The organism is Lacticaseibacillus jixianensis (assembly GCF_003946485.1).
Lineage (GTDB): Bacteria > Bacillota > Bacilli > Lactobacillales > Lactobacillaceae > Lacticaseibacillus > Lacticaseibacillus jixianensis.
Genome location: NZ_RHOJ01000010.1, coordinates 71,253 through 91,831, shown reverse-complemented (window position 1 = coordinate 91,831; position 20,579 = coordinate 71,253). Strand labels below are relative to the sequence as shown.

The following is a 20,579-nucleotide window of genomic DNA, read 5'->3' as shown; positions in this document are numbered from 1 at the left end:
TGAAGCTTGTTGGTGCCAGCGATGATATCGAAAATTGAAAGTTGGAGTTGACACGGGTCACTTCATAACAGGCTACCTGTCCCGCTAAGTGCGCGAACCCGGCGCACCTTGGATAATCGGGTTCCGGGGTCGCAACGGCAGAGCGCATTGCTACGCCTGGCACTTCACTCGCTTTGCGAGCAAAGCACCAGGCTAGGCAATGCGTCTGCCTAAGTGCGCGAACCCGTCGCACCTTACAAAAAAAGCGGTTGCCCGCTTAGTTTAGGTCGGCTAAATCGTTGGCCTTGCTGAAATCGATGTAGATAGCCTTGGGGTTGTCCTTGGCGATCAGGATGTAGCCGTGACCCAGAAAATCCTTTTCACCGCTGTAGGTCAACGGAAACTCCTGGGCCGGTGCCAGGTTGCCCTGGATCAGCATTGCGTACAGCTCGGAAGCTGTCGAATCGTCGGAAAAGGCGAAGGCGACCGGTGCGGTCACCAGCTGATCGGCCTTTTTCATCAACTTCAGGACGTCAAACAACTGATCCGTGACTTCCTTGGGAAATACTGCCGCGACTTCAGGACTGACGTGGCGGCGTTTGGTTGTTTCGTACATGTCGCACCTCCAATACTTTGCGTATCATACCATACCCGGCGTGGCGGCAAAACCGGCAAACTCACCGTACGTGCCGGCCAACGCGCGGCTGACCTGCTGCCACAGGGGCCACAGAGCCCGGTACACCGCCGCATCTTGGCCGGGCTGGTACCGGTCAGTCATCGTCAGCATCCCCGAAACGGCGTCCAGACTAGGAATCCAGCCCAGGCGCTTCATGCCCATGACCGCTGCCCCCAACGCCGAACTTTGCACGCTCTGCGGCACGACCACTGGACAATCAAACACGTCCGCCAGCATCTGCCGCCAGGCCTCACTTTTAGCGAAACCACCCGCGGCATGCAGGGTCGGCCGCGTACCGACCATTGGCTGCATCAGCGCCCCCACCGCCTTGAGGTTGAACAAAATACCCTCCATGACGGCGCGCAGCATGTCCGCTTTGGTGTGCTGCCGCGTGAGCCCGACGAAGCTGCCGCGGGCGGCGGCGTCCCAAAGCGGTGCCCGCTCGCCGCCCAGATACGGCAGAAACACCAGCCCGTGCGCGCCTGCCGGGGCCGTTTGGGCCAACTGAATGGCTTCGGCCACCGTCGCCGTGTTCCCCAGCAACGTTTTCGTTGCCCACTGCAGCACGATCCCGCCGTTGTTCACTGGCCCGCCGACGACCCACCGGTCAGGCGCGAGGTAGTAGGTGAAGAGCTTCCCACCGGGCGCGCTTTGGGGCGTTTTGATCACGGTCCGCACCGCGCCAGATGTGCCGATGGTCAGCGCCAAGGCCCCGGGCGCCAGGGCGGCCACCCCGATGTTCGCCAGGGTCCCGTCCGAGGCGCCAATGATGCCTGGCGTGGCGGGTGGTACCCCCATCGCTTTGGCCGCTGCAGGTGTAAGGGCTGGCAGCAGGGTATCCGTATCGACCAAAGGCGGCAGCTGGCTTGCTGTCACCCCCGCCAACTGCAGTGCTGCGGGGTCCCAATCCAGCGTGTGCAAATTAAAGAGCCCGGTGGCGTTGGCCAGCGAGTAATCGGCAAGCCACTGCCCGTAAAACACGGCCATGAGCCAGCTTTTGAGCCCCCCGACGTAGCTTGCACGCCGCATCAGTGCCGGTTGTGCTTCCTGCAGGTACATCAGCTTGGCCAGCGGCGTCATCGGATGCAGCGGCACCCCGGTGCGGGCGACCAGTTGCGCACTGTCAGGGCGCTGTTTTAAGGCCGCGGCCTGCTTTGCCGCCCGAATGTCGGCCCAAGTCATCACCCGCGTCAGCGGCCGGAAATCTTGATCCAGCAGCAGCAGCGAGTGCATCGCCGCAGAGAAACTGAGCGCGGCGATCGCGCCCGCCGGCAGTGCGGCGGCGACTGCCGCCACCGCGGCTTGAACCGCCGCAAGCACTGCCTGCGGGTCAAGTTCTGCCATGCCCGGCACCGCTTGAATCAGCGGATACGCCCGACTGGCCTGGGCCACCGCACGGCCGGCTGCGTCAAATGCCACCGCCTTCGTCGCAGTCGTCCCGATATCTACCCCAATTACGACCTGCATCTCAATGCCTCCTGCGTTTTTGCGGTGCCATGGCCCGCCCGTCTAGACTCGCCAGGACCTGCATATCGTGAAAGCTGAGTTCGAAGTCAAACACGTCGCCCCACTCAGCAAGCTGCGCCGGCGTCTGTGCAGGCAGCCACACCAAGCGCTCACCCTGCAGCAACCACCGCACGACGATCTGCGCCGGCGTTTTCTGGTACCGCTCCGCCATGCGCCGCAGCGGCCGCAGCAGCGCCAGGTCGCCTTGGCCAAACGGTAAGTCCGTAGCCACCAACTGGTGCGCGGCCTGGGCGCGGGCAACCGCGGCCGGGTACTGCCGCGTCACCCCTAATGGCATAACCAGCACCGCCTGCCCTGCGGCCGCTTGGTCCTCGGCGTCACTGCCCCAGGCCTTAGCCCGGCCCGCCGCCACTGCCTGGGCCAGCGCCGTCAGGTCACCGTCTGCGGCAGCGGTTGCCACCAGCAGATCCGCCTGGGCCAAGGCCGCCAGCGCTGGGGCAACCGGTGAGACCAGCCGCACCGTGATGAACACCGGCGTGGCCGCTGCCGCCACCGCCGCCTGGACAGTCGCCAAATGGGCCGGGGCGCAGACTAGGTGACGATACCCCTGTGCCAGGGCCGCCGCTGCCAAAGGCGCGGGCGCCTCATCCACAATAACGCCCAGCGCGGGGATCGCCAACGCGGCGTTCAGTGCCTTTGTGTCGCTCAGTTTGGTTAAATGACTCACGATTAGTCTTCCTTCTTTCAGTCTCAACCCAGCGTACCACACGTCGCGGCGGCCGCAACTTTTCTGCTGGCTAGCGGCGATCGAGTTGGGCTCCGGTCTGGCAACGGCTGAGTGCCCTGCTACGCCCGGCGCTTCACCTGCGTTGCAGGCAAAGCACCGGCCTATGCTGGGCATCAGCCTAAGTTCGCCAGCCCTGCGCACCCTACAAGTTGGGCTCCGGTCTGGCAACGGCTAAGTGCCCTGCTACGCCCGGCGCTTCACCTGCGTTGCAGGCAAAGCACCGGCCTATGCTGGGCATCAGCCTAAGTTCGCCAGCCCTGCGCACCCTACAAGTTGGGCTCCGGTCTGGCAACGGCTAAGTGCCCTGCTACGCCCGGCGCTTCACCTGCGTTGCAGGCAAAGCACCGGCCTATGCTGGGCATCAGCCTAAGTTCGCCAGCCCTGCGCACCCTACAAAAAAGCGGCCCTTGCCGAGGCAAAGGACCGCTGCAAAACTATTTGCCTGCCAACTCGGCAGCCACTTCCTTGACAACGACCATGTCAGTCGGCCACGGGGTATTAACGCCCCGGACCTTCTGGTAAGGATCGGCGCCCTTCGCGGCGACGATCACCACGTCGTCTGGTCCGCTGTTGGAAATGGCGGCGGTGATCGCCTCTCGCCGGTCAAGCACGGTGTGGACGGCCACCTTGGTGTGGTCGATCCCCGCGTCGATCTCGGCCGCGATCTTGGCCGGATCCTCGAACCCCGGATCATCGGTCGTCAGGTAGGCAGTCGTCGCGTACTCGCTCAGCACCTTGGCAAAGCCCGGTCGCCGCGACACGCCCTTATCGCCAGGCGAGCCGACGACCACGTGCATGCGCGGATCGTGATACTCGACCTCCAGGAAATGCAGCAGCGCCTTCATGCCGCCGTAATTGTGTGCGTAATCCACGTACACCACCCCGTGGCCCGGCACGGTCAAGTGCTCCATCCGCCCCGGGATCGTGACGTTTTCGATCCCCGGCATCGCCTTGGCCCCGTCAACGCCGGCCAGGCCGGCGCCGATGATGGCCGCCGTCGCGTTGCTTTCGTTGAAGTCCCCGATCAGCTTCAGGTTATATTGACCAGAGACATTAAGCGCCGCCGCCTTGTCGGTCACCGGCACCAGCTGGAACTGACTGCGCGTCGTGCTCAGGGTCTTACTGTCGAAGCGAAAATCGATCGGCACGTCCCCGGCCGGCTTGAAGGCCGCACTGGCAAACAGGTAGATCGAATCCGGGTAGGTCGTCGTCATGGCCGCAGCGTAGACCTCGTTGAAGTGCTCGGTCTCGGCGTTGATGACCACCTTGCGAGAGTTCACCAAGAGCTGCAGCTTGTTGTGCAGGTAGTTGGCGAAGTTCGGGTGCTCATTGGGCCCAATGTGATCCGGCGTGATGTTAAGGAAAAAGCCGACATCATAAGTCAGTCCGAACACCCGGTTGCGCAGGTAGGCCTGGCTGGAGACTTCCATCACGAGGTGAGTCATGCCGTTATCGACCGCCGTCCGCATGTTGCGGAACAAATCGACGGATTCCGGCGTGGTGAGGTCGGACTTGAAGCGCTGGTCCGGGTTCGGCCCGACGATCGTATCGATCGTGGAGAACAGGGCCACGTGCTTCGGGTGCGCCTGCTCCAAGATCGCGCGCGCAAAGTACGCCGAGGTCGTCTTCCCCTTGGTCCCGGTGAAGGCGATCACGAACAGGTCGTCCTGGGGAAAATCGTAGAAGGCCGCCGCCAGGATCGCCATCGCCTTGGTGATGTTGACCACGATCAGCGCGTTCATCCCGTTGCCTTCGACGTAAGGCTTCTCGGCCACGTAGGTCGTGGCGCCGTTATCCTTGGCCATGGACAGGTAAATTGGGCGGAAGTGCCCGCCTTTGCAGAAAAACAGTGTCGGCCCAGACACCTTCCGTGAATCATAGGCGATCCCCGACATATCCGTGTCCAGGTCGCTTTGAACCGCACTGCTTTTAAGCAGGTGGTGCTCCTTCAAGAGCAATATGCATGCGTGTAATGAAAGTGCCATGTTCAGACTCCTCTGCGTGTGATCTCTGGCAATTATAGCATAGGCCTACTTCAGCTTAACAACAGTCACTTTGTAGGCGCCACTGGGAGCAGTCACCGTCACCGTTTCGCCTTCCTTGCGCCCGTTTAGCGCACGACCCAGCGGGGAGTTAATGGCCAGGTTCTCCGGTTTCATCCCCGCCTCGTGCGGGCCGACTACCCGAAAGGTGGCCGTTTCCTCGTCGTCGTCAAAGCGCACCGTCACGCGTTTACCCAAGTCAACGAGGGGCTTGGGGTCTGTCGACACGACTTGGCCGTAGCGAATGACTTTATCCAAGTACCGCAGCCGCCCCTCAAGGTGGTGCAGTTCGTACTTAGCCGTACTGTACTCGGTGTTTTCGGACAGATCGCCCAAAGCGCGCGCCGCGGCCAGCGCCTTGATTTTACCCGGCCGCTCTGCCTCTAGCAGGACTTTCTCCGCCTTGAGCGTCTTCATCCCGTCTGCCGTGATTTGATGATATTGAACCATGTTAATGCCTCCCAACTTGACGTTGATTGGCGTCACTAACTAATTTTAGAATAAATTACTGAAAAATTCGCCGATTCCCCGAAACAGGAGGACAAAGAAGTTCGCCTTGTCGACCTTTTTGGCGGTGATCAGCTGCGTTTGGTTGCCCGCTTTGTCGTTCAGGTAAGCCAGCTTCTCGCCTTTGACGTCGACGGTCAGCACCCCGGCCGGCGCGCCCTTCTTCACCGGTGCCGCCACTTTGCTGGCAAACCCCTTGGCTGGCACGTAGGTGTAAACCACGTCTTTGTTGGTGGCGCTGGTCGGCACCAGCACCTCCGTCGTGGTCTTCGCCTTGAGGGCCACTGTGGTCTGCTTGCCCTTGTCGACGGTCAGGGTCTTGTGGCCGCTAACCGCCTGGCCCCGCTTGATAACGCTGGCTTTCTTCCAATCAGCAAACACCGCCCGCATCAGCTTGGCGGTTTCGTCAAAGCGGCGCGTCTGGGCAGTGCCGCCGGCGTTCAGGACCACTGTGACGAGGCGGTAACCGTTCTTCTTGGCCGTGCCGGTAAAGCAGTTGCCGGCCAAGTTGGTCGTGCCCGTCTTCAGCCCGTCCACTGGCAGATCTTTCTGCGCGGCCACCAGGCCCGGCAGCATCCAGTCGTAGTTGTCCATCTTGGTCTGATCGCTGGTGCCCTTGCGGAACATCATCGTTTTGACCTTCGTGGTCTCCAGGATCTCCGGGTAATCGTTCAAAAGGTGCTGGGCGACCACCGCCATATCCTTGGCCGACATCTCATTTTCCGCGTGGGGGTCCGTGCCGGCGACGCGGTCGGTTTTCAGCTCCGTGTTATTCAGGCCGGTCACGTTGACGATCTTCGCGTCATTGATCCCCCAGCCCTTCAGCAGCGTCTGCATTTTGCCGACAAACTGTTCCTGCGAGCCGGCGACCGCATTGGCCAGCAGCATCATCGCGTCGTTGGCCGAGTATATGACACTGGCCTGGTAAAGCTCTTTGATGCTGTACTTGTTTTCTGGCTCCAGCGGAACGCCGGACAAACTGGTGTCTTTGGCCAACGTGTAAATGGCGTTATCAGGGGCGATCGTGTCGGTCCACTTCAGCTTATCCTGGTGGATCGCCTGCAGGACCAAGTAAAGCGAGATCATCTTGGTCATCGAGGCGATCGGCAGGGGCTGATCGGCGTTCTTCTGGTACAGGATCTGGCCGGACTGCGCATCCACCGCCACTGCGGCCTTCGCGTTCACGTCAACCGTCGTGGCTGCGGATACCCCGACCGGGGCGACCGCCGCCCACACGGAAAGACTAGCGACTAGAACGACTAAGCCGCGCCAAAATTTTTTCATCATCAAACTCCTTATTCGTTTTTGATTTTACGATCGGGCTTTAAGGTCTGCCCAAGCGTGCGTGGTAAGTGCATGACGAAACTGGTCATCGCCGGCGTCGAGTCGGCGTAGATGTAGCCGCCGTGCAGCGTCACGATGCTCTGCGCGATCGCCAGTCCCAGGCCGGTGCCGCCAGTCTCCTGATTACGGGAACCTTCGACGCGGTAGAAGCGGTCGAACAGCTGGCTGAGCGAATCGTTAGGGATCTGCTCGCCATCGTTTTGCACCTTGATCACGACCTCCGACCCCACGGCTTCAGCATTCAGAAAAATGTGCCGCGCGCCCTTCCCGTACTTCAGGGCGTTGGCGATCAGGTTGTTGAAGACGCGGCCGAGTTTTTCGGTGTCCGCCTCCATGATCAGCGGATTCGGCCGGCCGGTCACCACGAACCGCAGGTGGCGCTTTTCCCCTTCCAGCTCAAAACTGGCGGCCAGCTGTTCCAGCATCGCGAGCATGTCGAACTTGACGGCGTTCAGCGGCGTCGTGGTCTGGCGAACCTTGGTGTATTCGAACAGGTCCTCGACCAGCACCTTCATCTGCTTGGCCTTCAGGTAAGCCGTGTGGGTGTATTTGACCAGTTCCTCATCGCTGCGGTACTGCTTGTCCTCAATCAGGCCAAGGTAGCCAATAATTGACGTCAGCGGCGTGCGAATATCGTGCGACACGTTGGTGATCAGCTCGTCCTTGCTGCTTTCGATCCGCCGTTCTTCCTGCATGGAGTTGACGGTGGAATCGACCAGGGCGTTGATCGAGTTGATCACTTTCTGCAGGTCAGTGTTGACCTTGAACTGGATCCGGTGGTCCAAGTGCCCGTCCGCGATGTAGTGCAGCTCGCGGATCACGTGCCGCATCTGGACCTGCCGGTAGCGGCGAATTAGCCGCCAGTAAACCACGATCACATCCACCACCGCCATGACGACGATGAACACGCTGCGCCAGGACCACAAGTGCTGGCGGTCCTGACCGAACGTCAGGACGTTCTTCACGCTCCAGATTGAATCCTGCAGCGGCTGGCTGATTCCCACCAGCTCCTTGAGCAGGACAAACAGCGCAAAGTTCAGCATCAGCAGTAGGACTACGGTCACGACGCCTTCAAGCCAAAGCTCGGATTTCTCCTTGCCCGTCAGGCGGACTTTTTCTCCCATGACTAACCCTCGACTTTGTAGCCGACACCCCAGACGGTTTCGATCACCTTTTCGCCGCCAGTGGCTTCTTCGATCTTATCGCGCAGGTGTGAGACGTGAACCATGACGGTCTTCGCCGACACGATCGACTCCTGCTGCCAGACCCGCTCGAAAATCTCATCGGCCGAAAATACCCGGTTAGGATGGCTGGCCAGCAGGTACAGGATGCCGAACTCAAGGGCGGTCAGCTGGATCTGCTTGCCCGTGAGCGTGGTAACCTCGTGGCTATCTTTCATGATGGTCAGCGGGCCCACCTCCAGCTTGTCGGGTTCAGGGTTGGTCACGTTATTCGTGGAGCGGCGCAGCAAGCTTTTGACGCGCGCCATCACTTCAAGCGGGTTGAACGGCTTGGTGACGTAATCGTCGGCCCCGGTGATCAGCCCCTGGATCTTATCCATATCGCCAGTCTTGGCGGACACGATGATGATTGGGATCTGCGAGTCCTTGCGCACCTGTTTGACCACCTCAATGCCGGACATGTTCGGCATCATGATGTCGAGGATCATCAGCGCAATGTCCGGATTGGTGGCCAGCTTGGTCATCGCTTCCTTGCCGCTGTATGCCTCGATGGGCTCGTAATGCTCGTTTTTCACGTAGATACTGAGGAGTTCGACAATCTCTTTGTCATCATCCACGATCAGAATTTTCATATGTGTTCTCCTTTTGAAAGGCTGCGAAGGCGAGCGTTCTTAGCCCGACAGCTAGCCTAGCTGAGGGCATTGGCGCTGGTTTTTAGCGCCGAGGCCCTCAGCGTAGCTAGATGCTCGGGAGTTGCTCGCCTGAGCGCGACTAGGCTGCGAAGGCGAGCGTTCTTAGCGGGATGGGTAGCCTAGCCTGACGCATTGCCGGCGTTTTCTGCCGGCGAGGGCTTGGCCGTAGCTAGACGCTCGGGCGTTGCCCCGCTGAGCGCAACTAGGCTGCGAACGCGAGTTTACTTGCCCCGACCCTTTTACTGAAAAATGCCTTCAGTCCGCCTTCATTGTACCAAAAGCCCACCCGCCTTGCGCAGCCATTGCCAAGGGGCTGAAAATTCTTAAAGAAGTTCCTCCATGCAGGCCGCGGCACGCAGCCCACAAAAAAGGACCCGGAACACTAATGTCCCGGGCCCTTAGCTTAGTCACGCTTATTCAACGGAGTAGTTTGGCGCTTCCTTGGTGATCTGAACGTCGTGCGGGTGGCTTTCCCGCAGACCGGCGCCGGAGATCTGGATGAACTGCGCGTTATCCTGCAGGTCGGTGATCGTTTTTGCCCCAACGTAGCCCATGCCTGAACGCAAGCCGCCATCCATCTGGTAGATCACATCGGCAAGACTGCCCTTGTACGCGACACGTCCTTCGATGCCTTCCGGAACGAGCTTCTTGGCCTCGTTGACGCCGCTTTGGAAGTAGCGGTCCTTACTGCCGTGGGCCTGTTCCATCGCTCCGAGCGACCCCATGCCGCGATAGGTCTTGAAGCGGCGGCCCTGATAGATCTCCATATCGCCAGGGGCCTCATCAGTCCCGGCCAGCATGGAGCCCAGCATTACGGCTGTGCCGCCGGCGGCAAGGGCCTTCACGATGTCGCCGGAGTACTTAATGCCCCCGTCGGCGATGATGGCCTTGCCGCGCTTGCGGGCCTCGGTGGCCGCGTCGTAAACCGCCGTGAGCTGAGGCACGCCGACCCCAGCCACGATCCGGGTGGTGCAGATGGAGCCAGGGCCGATCCCGACCTTGACGACATCGACGCCGGCGTCATAGAGCGCCGCGGCCCCTTCGGCAGTGGCGACGTTACCGGCGATCAACGTTGCGCTTGGGAAGTGCGCCCGAATCTCCTTGATCTTCCTTAAAACACCAGCAGAGTGGCCGTGGGCCGTGTCGATCACGATCGCGTCGACGCCGGCGTCAAGCAGCGCCTGGGCGCGCTCGAAGGTGTCGGAGGTCACACCGACCGCAGCGGCCACGAGCAGCCGGCCGTGGTCATCCTTGGCCGCATCAGGGAATTCAACGACCTTTTCGATGTCCTTGATGGTGATCAGGCCGGACAGCCGCCCGTCCTCGTCAACCAGCGGCAGCTTCTCGATCTTGTGGGCCTGCAGGATCTCCTCGGCCTCTTCCAGCGACGTGCCGGTGGGGGCGGTGACGAGCCCCTCTTTGGTCATCACGGAGCCAATGGCCACGCTGTGATCGGTGACGTAGCGCAGGTCCCGGTTGGTGATAATGCCCGTCAACTTACGGGAGTCCTTGGAGTCAACGATCGGCACGCCGGAGATGCGGTACTTCTTCATCAGGGCATTGGCCGCCGAAACCGGGTCGTTGGCGGTGAGGAAGAACGGATTAATGATCACACCGTTCTCCGACCGCTTCACCGTCAGGACCTCGTCGGCCTGCTGCGCAATACTCATGTTCTTGTGGATGACCCCAAGGCCGCCTTGGCGAGCCATCGCGATCGCCATCGCCGAGGTGGTCACGGTATCCATGCCGGCGGAGAGAATAGGAATGTTCAACTTCAAGTTAGGCGCGAGCTGCACTTTCAAATCAACATCTTGCGGTAAAACGTGACTTTCTGCAGGTATCAACAATACATCGTCAAACGTGAATCCCTTACGCGCGAACTTCGTGTCCCAATTACTCAAGTGAGATCCCTCTTTCGTTTTTTGTTGCTGACTAGCATAGCACTGGCTAGGTCAAAGCGTCAACGGATTACGCAAAAACCGCGATGAGCCCTGACCCACCGCGGTTTTTAAATGAAAAACGTCTCATTTTCCGCCAGCAACGCCGAATGTTCATCCGGCTTGCCGTGAGTTTGAAACTAACCGTTCGTCATTTACTATATTTATCCCCTGCTCAAAAGCAAAAAGTTCGGCCTAGGCGCCGCCCAGGACCCCCCGCAGGTGGTAACGCCGCTTCAGCAAGTAATGCGCCCCGTAAGTGACAACGGCCAGGATCAAGTAGGCCGGCCACTGCATCGGCGCCGTGATTGGGGACTTGATCATGCCAATGGCCCCTGCTGCCCATGACCCAACCAGGATCACCATGACCATGACGACCATGACCTGCCAAGTTTTGCGCCGTTCGTCTTTCTTTTGCGTGCTCCAGTCGTTGTAGTAAGCAAACGCAAACCCAGCGATCAGGGCCATGATCAACAGCGACGGCAGCCCGTTACCGGTTGTCTTCAGGGACTTATTGCGATTGAAGAAGGCCGTAATCCCATAGACTAAGCCGAACATGCTCGTGAAGAACAGGCCGAGGTCCAGGCCGTTGAGCCAAAACGGTACCTTCTTGCGCTTCTTAGGCTGGTGGATCAGGCTGTTGGCCTTCTCGGTGACCGGCCCGTAAAGCTGAGTGGCCGGCTTGCCTTGGTGCTGTGCGGACAGGATCTCCGGCAGCAGATCCGCCAGCAGCGTCTTTTGCCGCTGCTCAGACCACTGGTGGTCGGTCAGGATCCGCCGCAGCTTGAACACGTACTCGTCGTTCTTCTTTGACAGCTTGCCTAACAAGGCGTCAACGTCAACGACTTCTTCGACTGCTTCGGCCTCTTTAACTGGTTTTTCCGTCACAATTGTTCCCCCTAAACGTTGAACCGGAACTCGATGATGTCCCCGTCCTGCACTTCGTATTCCTTGCCTTCAGAGCGGTAACGCCCCGCCTCTTTGACGGCTTGGACAGAGCCGTACTGATCGAGATCGGCAAAACTCATCGTCTCGGCGCGAATGAAGCCGCGCTCGAAGTCGGAGTGAATGATCCCGGCCACTTGCGGCGCCTTCATCCCCTTCTTGAACGTCCAGGCGCGCGTCTCCGGCCCGCCAGCGGTGAAGAAGGTCGCCAGCCCCAGCAAATGGTAACTGGCCTTGATCAGCTTGTCTAGGCCTGACTCAGAGACGCCTTCCGCTTCCAGGAAGTCGGCCTTGTCGGCGTCATCCAGCTCGGCGATCTCTTCTTCGGTGCGTGCAGACACGGCAATGACCTCGGCGTTTTCCTTGGCGGCCTCTTCCTTGATCTGCTGGACGTACGGGCTGGCGTCTGGGTCCGCCATGTCGGCTTCGGCGATGTTGGCCACGTAAAGCACCGGTTTGTCGGTCAACAGGAACAGCCCCCGAACGATTTTCTGTTCGTCCTCAGTGAAGGTCAAAGACCGTACCGGCTTACCAGCTTCCAGCACCGGCTTGATCTTCTCCAGCACGGCAAATTCGGCCTTGCCTTCCTTATCGCCGCTCTTGGCGACCTTCTGGACCTTGGTGTAGCGCTTGTCGACCGAATCCAAGTCCGCGATCGCCAGTTCCAAGTTGATGGTCTCCATGTCGTCTAAGGGATCGACCTTGCCGGTAACACTGGTGATCTCATCGTCATCAAACGCCCGCACCACATGCACGATCGCGTCGACCTGACGGATGTTCTCCAGGAACTTATTGCCCAGGCCCTCACCTTTCGAGGCGCCCTTGACGATCCCGGCAATGTCCGTGAATTCAAAAGTGGTGTGGATGATCTTCTTGGCCGGGATCAGCTCATCGATCCGCGCCAGACGACTGTCCGGCACCTCAACCATCCCCACGTTGGGGTCAATGGTGGCAAACGGGTAATTCGCCATTTCGGCGCCCGCCTTGGTGATCGCGTTGAACAATGTGGACTTGCCGACGTTGGGCAAGCCAACAATACCTGCTGTTAATGCCATACTGCTACTCACTTTCCTTTTCGCTGTTTGCTTTGACGAGGATCTTTTTCATCTTGTGATCAAAATCATGGCGGCTCATCATCACGATGTGGCCGCAGCCGGTGCATTTGATCTTAATGTCCATGCCGACGCGAATGATCTCCCAATCGTTCGTGCCGCAAGCATGGGGTTTTTTCATTAGGACCCGGTCGTGTAATTCATACATGGTGATGCCCCCTAATCAAGATCCACATGAAACAGGTCCAGCAGGCGGTTCAGGTCGTCTTGGGTTTCAAAATCGATCTCGATCTTGCCCTTGCCCTGCTTGCCCTGGGCGATGCTGACCTTCGTGCCGAACCGGTCTTGAAGCTGGTGCTCGCTTTCCTTCAAAAACGGGGATTTCGGGGTCGCGGTGCGGGCGGGCTTCGCGCCTTCATTCAGCTGATTGATCAGCCGCTCCAGCTGCCGCACGGTCAAGTTATCTTGGACCGTCTTTTTAGCCAGCGGGACCAGTCGCTTCTTGTCCTTCAGCGACAGCAGCGTGCGCGCCTGCCCCATCGACAGCTTCTGCTCGTTCAGCAGTTTCTTGACCGCGTCTGGCAGCGTCAGCAGGCGCAGGTAGTTGGCGATGTACGGCCGGCTTTTGCCCAGCCGCTTTGAGACTTCCGCCTGCGTGAGGTTCAGCTTCTTGATCAGGGTATCGTACGCCTGGGCCTCGTCAAGCGGGGTCAGGTCTTCGCGCTGCAGGTTCTCCAGCACGGCGATCTCCATCATTTCCGGATCATCGAAGCTGCGGATAATAGCAGGGATGGTCTTCTTGCCGGCCAGCTTGGAGGCCCGGAACCGCCGCTCCCCGGTGATGATCTCGTAACCCGCCACGCTCTTGCGCACGATGATCGGCTGAAAAACCCCGGTGGTCCGGATGGAATCCGCCAGCTCGGCCAGCGCCTCGGGATCGAAGGTCTTGCGCGGCTGGTACGGATTGGGCCGAATATCCTTCAGCGGTAGTTCATCCACGTTGTTGAGGGTCAGATCGGGACTTTCAAAGTCCTTAAAAATTGCATCGATGCCTCGCCCGAGGCCCTTACTGTTCTTATTCGCCATGAGCCGCTAGCACCTCCTTGGTCAATGCCTCGTACACTTCTGAGCCCTTGCTCTTCGGGTCGTAATCGATGATCGGCAGCCCGTAGCTCGGCGCTTCGGCCAGCCGCGTAATGCGCGGAATGACCACATCGTACACCTTATCGCCGAAGTACTTGCGGACCTCTTCGATGACCTGCGCGCCCAGGTTCGTCCGGGCGTCGTACATCGTGAGCAGCACCCCTTCGATACTCAGGGTCGGGTTGAAGTGCTTTTGCACCAGGCGCACAGTGTTCAGCAGCTGGCTGAGCCCTTCCAGCGCGTAGTACTCGCTTTGCACTGGGATCAGGATCGAGTTGGCCGCAGTGAAGGCGTTGATCGACAGCTGGCCCAAGGACGGCGGGCAATCGATCAGCACGTAATCATACTGGTCAAGCACCGGCTGCAGGCCCAACTTCAGCCGCATTTCCCGCGCCATCTGGTTGGTCAGCTCGATCTCCGCGCCGGCCAGCTGAATGGTTGCCGGCACGATCGCCAGGCCTTGGTGCTTCGTCTTCATGATGGCCGACTGAATTGGCTCTTCGGAGACCAAAACGTCGTAAATATCCTTGGCGACGTCGGCCTTCGAAACGCCGACGCCAGAGGTCGCATTGCCCTGCGCATCCGCGTCCACGATGAGCACCCGCTTGCCGGCACTGGCGAGGCACGCACCCAAATTGATCGTCGTCGTCGTCTTGCCAACGCCGCCTTTTTGGTTCGCAATCGCAATCACATGTGCTGCCATGATGCCCTCCTACTTCTTTTCCTTCGGGATCTCGATGGTGAAGCGGTAAGCCGTTGGGGTTTCCTCTTCGACCACCTGGGGATTCAGCCCGGCGTCCTTGATCAGCTTCACCGACTGGTTCAACGTGTTGACGGCCATCCGCGCGTCCTTGGTGATCGGCGTGCGGCGGCGCCGCGGCTTTTTCGCTGCGGGCTGGGCAACCGCCGCCGGGGCCGGCGCGGCCGGCTTGACGCCCAGCGTCTCGTCAACCAGCTGAGCGGTTTCCTTGACGGTTAAGTGGTTGGCCAGGATCTCGTGCAGCAGCAGCTGCTGGTGGTAATCGTCAAGCTTGAGCAGCTCGCGGCCGTGGCGCTCGGACAACTCCTTGTTCATGATGGCCGCCTGCACGGAGTCAGACAGTTTGAGCAGCCGCAGCTTATTGGCGACAAACGACTGGCTCTTGCCCAGCTGCTTGGCCAGGTCCTGCTGGGTCATGGCGTTGAGCTTCATCAAATCGGTGTACGCCTCGGCCTCCTCGATCGGCGACAGGCCTTCTCGCTGCAGATTCTCGATCAGCGCCATGGCGGCGGACTCCTCGTCGCTCATCTTCTGAACTATGGCCGGCGCCTTTTCAAAATGCAGTGACTGCATCGCCCGAAACCGGCGTTCACCGGCAATGATCTCGTAGTGGTCCGGTTCAAACTCCCGCACCACGATCGGCTGCAGGAGCCCGTGTTCCGAGATCGTGTCTGCCAGTTCCTTGATTGATTCTTCGCTAAAGACCTTGCGCGGCTGGAACCGGTTGGGGACAATGGCGACCAGCGGCAATTCCTGAACGACCTTGCCGGTACTTTGTGGTTTCTTCTTCCCAAAAAAGAGTGCCAATGTCTAACCTCCTAACGGTTGCTTGCTGGGCGTTCCCGGTTTCCGCGGGAAGCGGCCCGGCGTTGCCTTAACTTTGTCGACGACGATCAGCGTCCGTGGATCTCCGGTTTCCGGCAGGGTGATGGTGTGTACTGCGCGGAGCTTGCCGCCCAGCTCGCCGAACGCGACCTTGGCGTGCTCGAGCTCCGCTTCACCCTTGCTGCCCTTGAGCGCCACGAACTGGCCGCCCAACCGCACCAGCGGCAGGCACAGCTCGGCCAGGACGTTCAGCGGGGCCACGGCCCGCGCCGTGACCACGTCGTACGCCGCCCGGTGGCCGCTGCGCTTGCCGCCGAATGTTTCCGCCCGGTCGTGGTAGAGGTGCACGCCGGCCAGCCCCAGCGCTTGACTGAGGCCCTCCAAAAAGGCGATGCGCTTATTCAGCGAGTCCACGATCGTCACATCCAGCTGCGGCGCGACGATTTTCACCGGCAAAGACGGAAACCCGGCGCCGGCCCCCACGTCGCACAGGCTCTTTTCGGCCGTTTTCAGCTCCGGCAGGGCCACCAGCAGGGTCAGGGAATCGTAAAAATGCTTGAGGTAGACCTCAGGTTTGGCGGTGATCGCGGTTAAATTCACGTGCGCGTTAGCCGAAACGAGGGCTTCGTAGTACTGTTCAAACTGCGTCAGCATCTCTTTTGTCGGCGTGATGCCAAGTGCTGAGACGGCCTTCGTGAATGCGGTTTGGTCCATTAGTCGGCTTCCTTTCACCCGGTCTATTGTGAAACTTTTAGCGGTTTCACGTCACCATCTAGTTTAACTTAATCGGCCGCACGTCACAACCTGATGACGAGGGAGAAGAAGGGGTCGCTGGCCCGCCTGGCCCCGCTTTTTGCCCAAGGCTGGCGGAGTTCACCTTTGCCTGCGTCTGTGCTAAAATTGTGCGCAAGACATGCAGAGAGGAAGCGCGCCATGAAAGAGCCGATCCGGATCGCGTACTTATATGAAGACTTGATGAACACTTACGGCGATAGCGGTGACGTCAAGATCCTGCGCTACTGGCTGAATCAGCAGGGCTACACGGTGCAGGTGGACAACGTCAGCTTAGGGGTCGCCTTTAACGCGGCCGACTACGACTTTGTCTTCTTTGGTGGCGGCCAGGACTACGAGCAGACTGTGGTCGCCAAGGACCTGCCCCGCTTCAAGGAGACGCTGACGCAGTACATCGAGGCCGGCAGACCAATGCTGGCGATCTGCGGCGGCTACCAGCTGCTGGGGGCTTACTACAAGACCGCTGACGGCACCACCATCAAGGGGCTCGGCATCCTGCCGCTGCACACCGTTTTCAAGGCAGACGCGCGCATGATCGGCGACACCGAATTCACCACCGAGTTTGGGACCGTCAAGGCGTTTGAGAACCACAGCGGCCGCACCTACTTCGATGACAAGCAGATGCTCCGCCCGCTGGGCAAAATGGTGCAGGGCTACGGCAATAACCCTGACGACGGCGTTGAGGGGATGCGCTACAAGAACACCTTTGGCAGCTACGCCCACGGGCCGATCCTGCGCAACGCCAACATCGCCAAGGCGATCGCCCAGTTGATCGTGACCAGCCATGAGCAGCGCGTCGGTCAGCCGACCGCCTGATGATAGACACCAAAAGACACCCCAGCGAATCAATTCGCCGGGGTGTCTTTTGCACTGCTTTGCGAGGCAGCAGTTAACCTTCTTCAATGACCGTGCCGGCATCCGGGCCGGCGTCGAGCTTGATGATGCGGTCGACCGAGATCACGACTGCGGCGATCGCGGCCGGCAGGTGCTTGCTTTTGGCGAAGGCCTGCGCGTCTTCAAAGATTTGGTCATCCTTGTGGATCGCGACGGTGCCTTCAAACCGGAAGCCCTTCAGCTTGCTGCGGTCAACGCTGGCCACCGCGGCCTTCCCGTTTTGCTGCAAGTTGTGCCACGCGTGGCGGCCGGTTTCTTCATTGTAAATTAGGTGCGTGTCATCGAAAACGCGCATCGTTCCCTTTGGCCCGACCTGCGGGTTGCCGTTTTCATCGGTCGTGGCCAAAAAGTTGAGTTGTGAACCGATCATATCTTTCATTTCTTGCGTCAAAGTTGCCATGAAATCAGATCCCTTCGCTTACTTTTAGTTACCGTATTAGTATAGCACAGCCCAAGTGCGCCGCGCACGATTAATTCTTCTTAGGCCACCACAAGCCGATAAGCGCAGCGATGGTCGCGCCAAGCAGAAGCCCAAGGAGTCCGACCAAGAAGGGGTTTGGCACTAGGGCCTTAAGCAGCTGCCACTCCCCGGCCGCCCCAGACGCCAGAACCAGCCCGCCGGCCAGCGTGAGCCAAAGTTTGGCCCGCATCACAGGTGCGCCAGGATCGTGTACTTGGTGGGCGGCTCCTTGCCAGCATTCGGGTCGGTGTTGCTGCCTTCGTAAAAAACGTCGAAGTGCCCCTTGCCATCCTTGGCCACGATCAGGCCCTTGGTCGAGGCGTGATCCACCTTGAAAATCTCGGCCGAGCGCCGCGCCGCCTGGAAATCGTAGTCGCTGGCAATGGCGTCCCCGGGGTTAAAGAATACTGTTTCTTCCATCTCTTCTCACTCCTTCGGCTTAGTCTGCACTTCCTTGACTTTCGCGATGATTGCGTCAACAAAAGCGGCGAACGCTGGCATGTCCGACTTCTCGGCGCCCTGCTCGATCTTGACCGGGGCGGCACCGATCACCGCACCGGCCTTTTCAAAGGCGGCGTCAAACAGGTCTGGCGCGGTGTTGTAATCCTTGCCGTACCACGGATCACCGGTGCCGGCAACGCCGACCACCACGGGCCTGCTCAAATCAACCTGCGGAATATCCTCGTAGAAATCATTCACCGGTGGCGGAACGATCCCACCGAGCCAGGTGTAGGTGGCGATGATCACGGCGTCGTAATTCGCCATCTCGGCCGCATCGGTCTGCTGCATCTGGCCGACCGTCACCGTGGCGCCGGCCCGCTCAAAGAACAGTTGCAGAATACGAGCCATGCCCTTGGCGTTACCAGTCACAGATTCGTACAGGATCAAAATTGTCATCGCGCTCACCTCTGCCTTCAGTATAACCCGTCAGCTGGGCGATGGAAAAGCTTTCAGACTGCAAAGCGGGCCGGCGCTACCGAGATCCAGGAGCATCAGGGCCGCCGCGCGGAACTGATTTGCGCCGGCCGTGGCTTCGCCCATTAAAAAGCCGCCGAGTCCCCTCGGCGGCTTGCCATGCTTAGTCGGCGTAATTGAAGTGAGTCAGCGGTGCGTGCTTCACATCTTCGATCGTCTTGGTGCCAGCAAGCTGCATCGTGATCTCCAGCTCGTGGTTGAGTTCCTCAAAGACGGATTGCACGCCCTGTGCACCACCCAAAGCCAGACCGTAGATCACTGGCCGGCCCATGGCCACAAGGTCAGCGCCGGCGGCCAGTGCCTTGAAGACGTGACTGCCGCGGCGCACGCCGGAGTCAAAGATGATCGGGACCTGGTGGTTAACGGCCTTGGCGATGGCCGGCAGCACGTCGATCGCGGCTGGCCCCCCGTTCAGCTGACGGCCGCCGTGATTTGAAACGTAGACCCCGGCGGCGCCGGCGCCAATGGCCCGCAGCGCGTCCTCCGGCGATTCGATGCCCTTCACGATCACCGGCAGGTGCGTGTAGTCCGCGATCCGGCGCACGTCTGCCTCAGAGATTTTCTGGGCGGCACTGGCGTAGATCTCGCCGATGCCCTTGCCCTTACCGTCGCCTTCCGAGAACTTCGTTAGGTTGGCCATCGGGATCGGGAATTGGAAATTATTGATAATGTCAGCTTCACGATAGCCATCGACCGTCGCGTCAACGGTGAGGATGATCGCCTTGGCGCCGGCCTTGACCGCTTCATCCAGCAGACTTTCATTGAAGGTCCAGTCCTTGCTCATGTAGAGCTGGAAGAACTGCGGTGCGCCATTGCCCGCGGCTGCCGTGTCGGCGATCGACGTTGAAGAGTACGTGCTTTGCGCCATTAGGCCGCCAACGGCCGCGACCCCGCGCGCGGTGTCTTTTTCTCCTTGGCTGTGGGCCAGGCCCTGCGCCGCGGTCGGCGCCATCATGATCGGCGTCTTCAGGTCAATGCCGAAGACCCGCGTTGCCGTCGAAGGCTGCTCGATGTTAGACAACGCCTTCGGGACGATCTGCAGGTGCCCAAACGCCGCCGTATTCTGGCGCAGGGTCCAGTTGTCTTCAGACCCACCGGCAATGTAACCAAAGCCGCCGGTCGGGATGATCTTCTTCGCCTCTGCTTCAAGACTTGGCAGGTTGACAATGTTCAGTTTCTGCTCACGGTCGCTTTGTTCATACCCATTGGTCAATGTCATGATGAATGCCTCCAAATAGATGATTTATTTACAAGCCCCATCTTATCACTTACGAATAATAAGTAAACAGAAAAGTACTGACTTTTTGCAAGTTAAAAGCCAGGCACTTGGCCTGGCTTCGATCATCTCTTATTCAGCGGCGGCGGTTTGATGCTCACGGCTGCCGGTCAAGATAAAGTGAATCGCATCCGGCAGCTGAGTCTCACTGAAGAAGCGAATGTCGGGGTCATCACCAAAGCGATCGACCTCGATGATCGGCTCAAACCCGGAATATGGCAGCAGCATCTTCTGCAGCCACGCGTTCCACACTTCTGTCGTCAGCCCCCGGTGGTTCGCCAGGTTGCGGCGAATGATCACGTTCTTGTTCTCAAAGCGGCGCACCCGCATCGGGGTGGCTTGCGCTTCAGCCAAGGTATTCAGATAAGCAAGGCGGTCCATGCGACCAGCTCCTTTCACCAAGACCATCGACAATAATTCCCTTACTTTTATTATACAAACATGCGTTCGTTTTTGCAAGTAAGTAAGTTCGCTGCGCATTTTATTTGAAATTCGGTATACTAGACGTAGAACATGAATCAAGGAGGTTCACACTAGTGAATGAAAAAGACCAACTGAGCGCCTTTTCCCGCGAGATCATCGAGTTCCAGCGTAAGAACGACCTCACGGACACGGAGATGGCACTAAATAGTCACGTATCGGTGGAGCACATCCACAACATCAAAGCAATGCGTGAGCAGCCAGAACCAAGCGTCGTGGCCAGCCTCCGCGACTACATGGAACACAAGCCAAAAGGAAAATAAAAAAACCAGGCTGCGAAGTCGAGCGCACTTAGCCCGACACCTAGCCTAGCCCTACGCATTGTCGGCGCTTTTTGCCGGCGATGCGTGGGGCGTAGCTAGGTG

General features: G+C 59.4%; 24 protein-coding genes. 2 read left to right on the top strand and 22 right to left on the bottom strand.

The window, feature by feature from the left end; translation table 11 throughout:
- Window positions 1–256 precede the first annotated feature (256 nt).
- From EKM85_RS05800 to rsmG, 16 genes are all read right to left on the bottom strand, one after another.
- The gene (locus tag EKM85_RS05800; RefSeq protein ID WP_125585334.1) at window positions 257–595 is read right to left on the bottom strand and encodes a hypothetical protein; all 339 of its coding nucleotides are present in this window, start codon (window positions 593–595) and stop codon (window positions 257–259) included.
- Between the two features lie 24 nt (window positions 596–619).
- Window positions 620–2,128: a gluconokinase gene (locus EKM85_RS05795; RefSeq protein WP_379881975.1), complete on the bottom strand. Its 1,509-nt coding sequence runs from the start codon at window positions 2,126–2,128 to the stop codon at window positions 620–622.
- Entirely contained in the window at window positions 2,124–2,849 is a 726-nt protein-coding gene (locus tag EKM85_RS05790) for an aldo-keto reductase family protein (protein WP_125585332.1), read from the bottom strand. Before EKM85_RS05790 ends, EKM85_RS05795 begins: the two co-directional genes overlap by 5 nt.
- A gap of 494 nt (window positions 2,850–3,343) precedes the next feature.
- Entirely contained in the window at window positions 3,344–4,894 is a 1,551-nt protein-coding gene (locus tag EKM85_RS05785) for a UDP-N-acetylmuramoyl-L-alanyl-D-glutamate--2,6-diaminopimelate ligase (RefSeq protein ID WP_125585331.1), read from the bottom strand.
- A 45-nt stretch (window positions 4,895–4,939) separates the two neighbouring features.
- A complete protein-coding gene (gene greA, locus EKM85_RS05780) occupies window positions 4,940–5,401 on the bottom strand; it encodes a transcription elongation factor GreA (RefSeq protein ID WP_125585330.1) in 462 nt (153 codons plus the stop codon).
- A 45-nt stretch (window positions 5,402–5,446) separates the two neighbouring features.
- Window positions 5,447–6,742, bottom strand: coding sequence for a D-alanyl-D-alanine carboxypeptidase family protein (locus EKM85_RS05775; protein ID WP_125585329.1), 1,296 nt, complete (start codon window positions 6,740–6,742; stop codon window positions 5,447–5,449).
- 11 nt (window positions 6,743–6,753) lie between these two features.
- On the bottom strand, window positions 6,754–7,926 hold the full coding sequence (locus EKM85_RS05770) for a sensor histidine kinase (RefSeq protein ID WP_125585328.1): 1,173 nt from the start codon (window positions 7,924–7,926) through the stop codon (window positions 6,754–6,756).
- A 2-nt stretch (window positions 7,927–7,928) separates the two neighbouring features.
- The gene (locus EKM85_RS05765; RefSeq protein ID WP_125585327.1) at window positions 7,929–8,615 is read right to left on the bottom strand and encodes a response regulator transcription factor; all 687 of its coding nucleotides are present in this window, start codon (window positions 8,613–8,615) and stop codon (window positions 7,929–7,931) included.
- Window positions 8,616–9,088: 473 nt separating this feature from the next.
- Window positions 9,089–10,576, bottom strand: coding sequence for an IMP dehydrogenase (guaB, locus tag EKM85_RS05760; protein ID WP_125585326.1), 1,488 nt, complete (start codon window positions 10,574–10,576; stop codon window positions 9,089–9,091).
- Window positions 10,577–10,807: 231 nt separating this feature from the next.
- On the bottom strand, window positions 10,808–11,500 hold the full coding sequence (locus tag EKM85_RS05755; protein WP_164510682.1) for a DUF1129 domain-containing protein: 693 nt from the start codon (window positions 11,498–11,500) through the stop codon (window positions 10,808–10,810).
- Between the two features lie 11 nt (window positions 11,501–11,511).
- On the bottom strand, window positions 11,512–12,612 hold the full coding sequence (ychF, locus tag EKM85_RS05750; RefSeq protein ID WP_125585324.1) for a redox-regulated ATPase YchF: 1,101 nt from the start codon (window positions 12,610–12,612) through the stop codon (window positions 11,512–11,514).
- A 4-nt stretch (window positions 12,613–12,616) separates the two neighbouring features.
- A complete protein-coding gene (locus EKM85_RS05745; protein WP_125585323.1) occupies window positions 12,617–12,817 on the bottom strand; it encodes a DUF951 domain-containing protein in 201 nt (66 codons plus the stop codon).
- A gap of 11 nt (window positions 12,818–12,828) precedes the next feature.
- Complete coding sequence (locus tag EKM85_RS05740; protein ID WP_125585322.1) at window positions 12,829–13,695, bottom strand: ParB/RepB/Spo0J family partition protein; 867 nt, start codon at window positions 13,693–13,695, stop codon at window positions 12,829–12,831.
- The gene (locus tag EKM85_RS05735) at window positions 13,685–14,455 is read right to left on the bottom strand and encodes a ParA family protein (RefSeq protein WP_125585321.1); all 771 of its coding nucleotides are present in this window, start codon (window positions 14,453–14,455) and stop codon (window positions 13,685–13,687) included. The genes EKM85_RS05740 and EKM85_RS05735 overlap by 11 nt, the downstream gene beginning before the upstream one ends.
- Before the next feature lie 9 nt (window positions 14,456–14,464).
- A complete protein-coding gene (gene noc, locus EKM85_RS05730) occupies window positions 14,465–15,319 on the bottom strand; it encodes a nucleoid occlusion protein (RefSeq protein WP_125585320.1) in 855 nt (284 codons plus the stop codon).
- A 3-nt stretch (window positions 15,320–15,322) separates the two neighbouring features.
- A complete protein-coding gene (rsmG, locus tag EKM85_RS05725; RefSeq protein WP_125585319.1) occupies window positions 15,323–16,051 on the bottom strand; it encodes a 16S rRNA (guanine(527)-N(7))-methyltransferase RsmG in 729 nt (242 codons plus the stop codon).
- 219 nt (window positions 16,052–16,270) lie between these two features.
- Here rsmG and EKM85_RS05720 point away from each other — a divergent pair, with 219 nt between their 5' ends.
- Entirely contained in the window at window positions 16,271–16,945 is a 675-nt protein-coding gene (locus EKM85_RS05720; RefSeq protein ID WP_125585318.1) for a type 1 glutamine amidotransferase, read from the top strand.
- A gap of 73 nt (window positions 16,946–17,018) precedes the next feature.
- Here the strand turns inward: EKM85_RS05720 and EKM85_RS05715 are convergent, their stop codons facing one another.
- From EKM85_RS05715 to EKM85_RS05690, 6 genes are all read right to left on the bottom strand, one after another.
- Window positions 17,019–17,423: a pyridoxamine 5'-phosphate oxidase family protein gene (locus tag EKM85_RS05715; RefSeq protein WP_125585317.1), complete on the bottom strand. Its 405-nt coding sequence runs from the start codon at window positions 17,421–17,423 to the stop codon at window positions 17,019–17,021.
- 70 nt (window positions 17,424–17,493) lie between these two features.
- On the bottom strand, window positions 17,494–17,673 hold the full coding sequence (locus EKM85_RS05710; protein WP_125585316.1) for a hypothetical protein: 180 nt from the start codon (window positions 17,671–17,673) through the stop codon (window positions 17,494–17,496).
- Entirely contained in the window at window positions 17,673–17,903 is a 231-nt protein-coding gene (locus tag EKM85_RS05705) for a hypothetical protein (protein WP_125585315.1), read from the bottom strand. Before EKM85_RS05705 ends, EKM85_RS05710 begins: the two co-directional genes overlap by 1 nt.
- Window positions 17,904–17,909: 6 nt before the next feature.
- Window positions 17,910–18,380 carry a flavodoxin domain-containing protein gene (locus EKM85_RS05700; RefSeq protein WP_125585314.1) on the bottom strand — a complete coding sequence of 157 codons (471 nt, stop codon included), beginning with the start codon at window positions 18,378–18,380 and terminating at the stop codon, window positions 17,910–17,912.
- A gap of 181 nt (window positions 18,381–18,561) precedes the next feature.
- The gene (locus tag EKM85_RS05695; protein WP_125585313.1) at window positions 18,562–19,677 is read right to left on the bottom strand and encodes a lactate oxidase; all 1,116 of its coding nucleotides are present in this window, start codon (window positions 19,675–19,677) and stop codon (window positions 18,562–18,564) included.
- A 129-nt stretch (window positions 19,678–19,806) separates the two neighbouring features.
- Window positions 19,807–20,115: a hypothetical protein gene (locus EKM85_RS05690; RefSeq protein ID WP_125585312.1), complete on the bottom strand. Its 309-nt coding sequence runs from the start codon at window positions 20,113–20,115 to the stop codon at window positions 19,807–19,809.
- A 155-nt stretch (window positions 20,116–20,270) separates the two neighbouring features.
- On the opposite strand from EKM85_RS05690, the gene EKM85_RS05685 reads away from it, so the two are divergent.
- The gene (locus EKM85_RS05685) at window positions 20,271–20,477 is read left to right on the top strand and encodes an LBP_cg2779 family protein (RefSeq protein ID WP_125585311.1); all 207 of its coding nucleotides are present in this window, start codon (window positions 20,271–20,273) and stop codon (window positions 20,475–20,477) included.
- The last annotated feature ends 102 nt before the right edge of the window (window positions 20,478–20,579 follow it).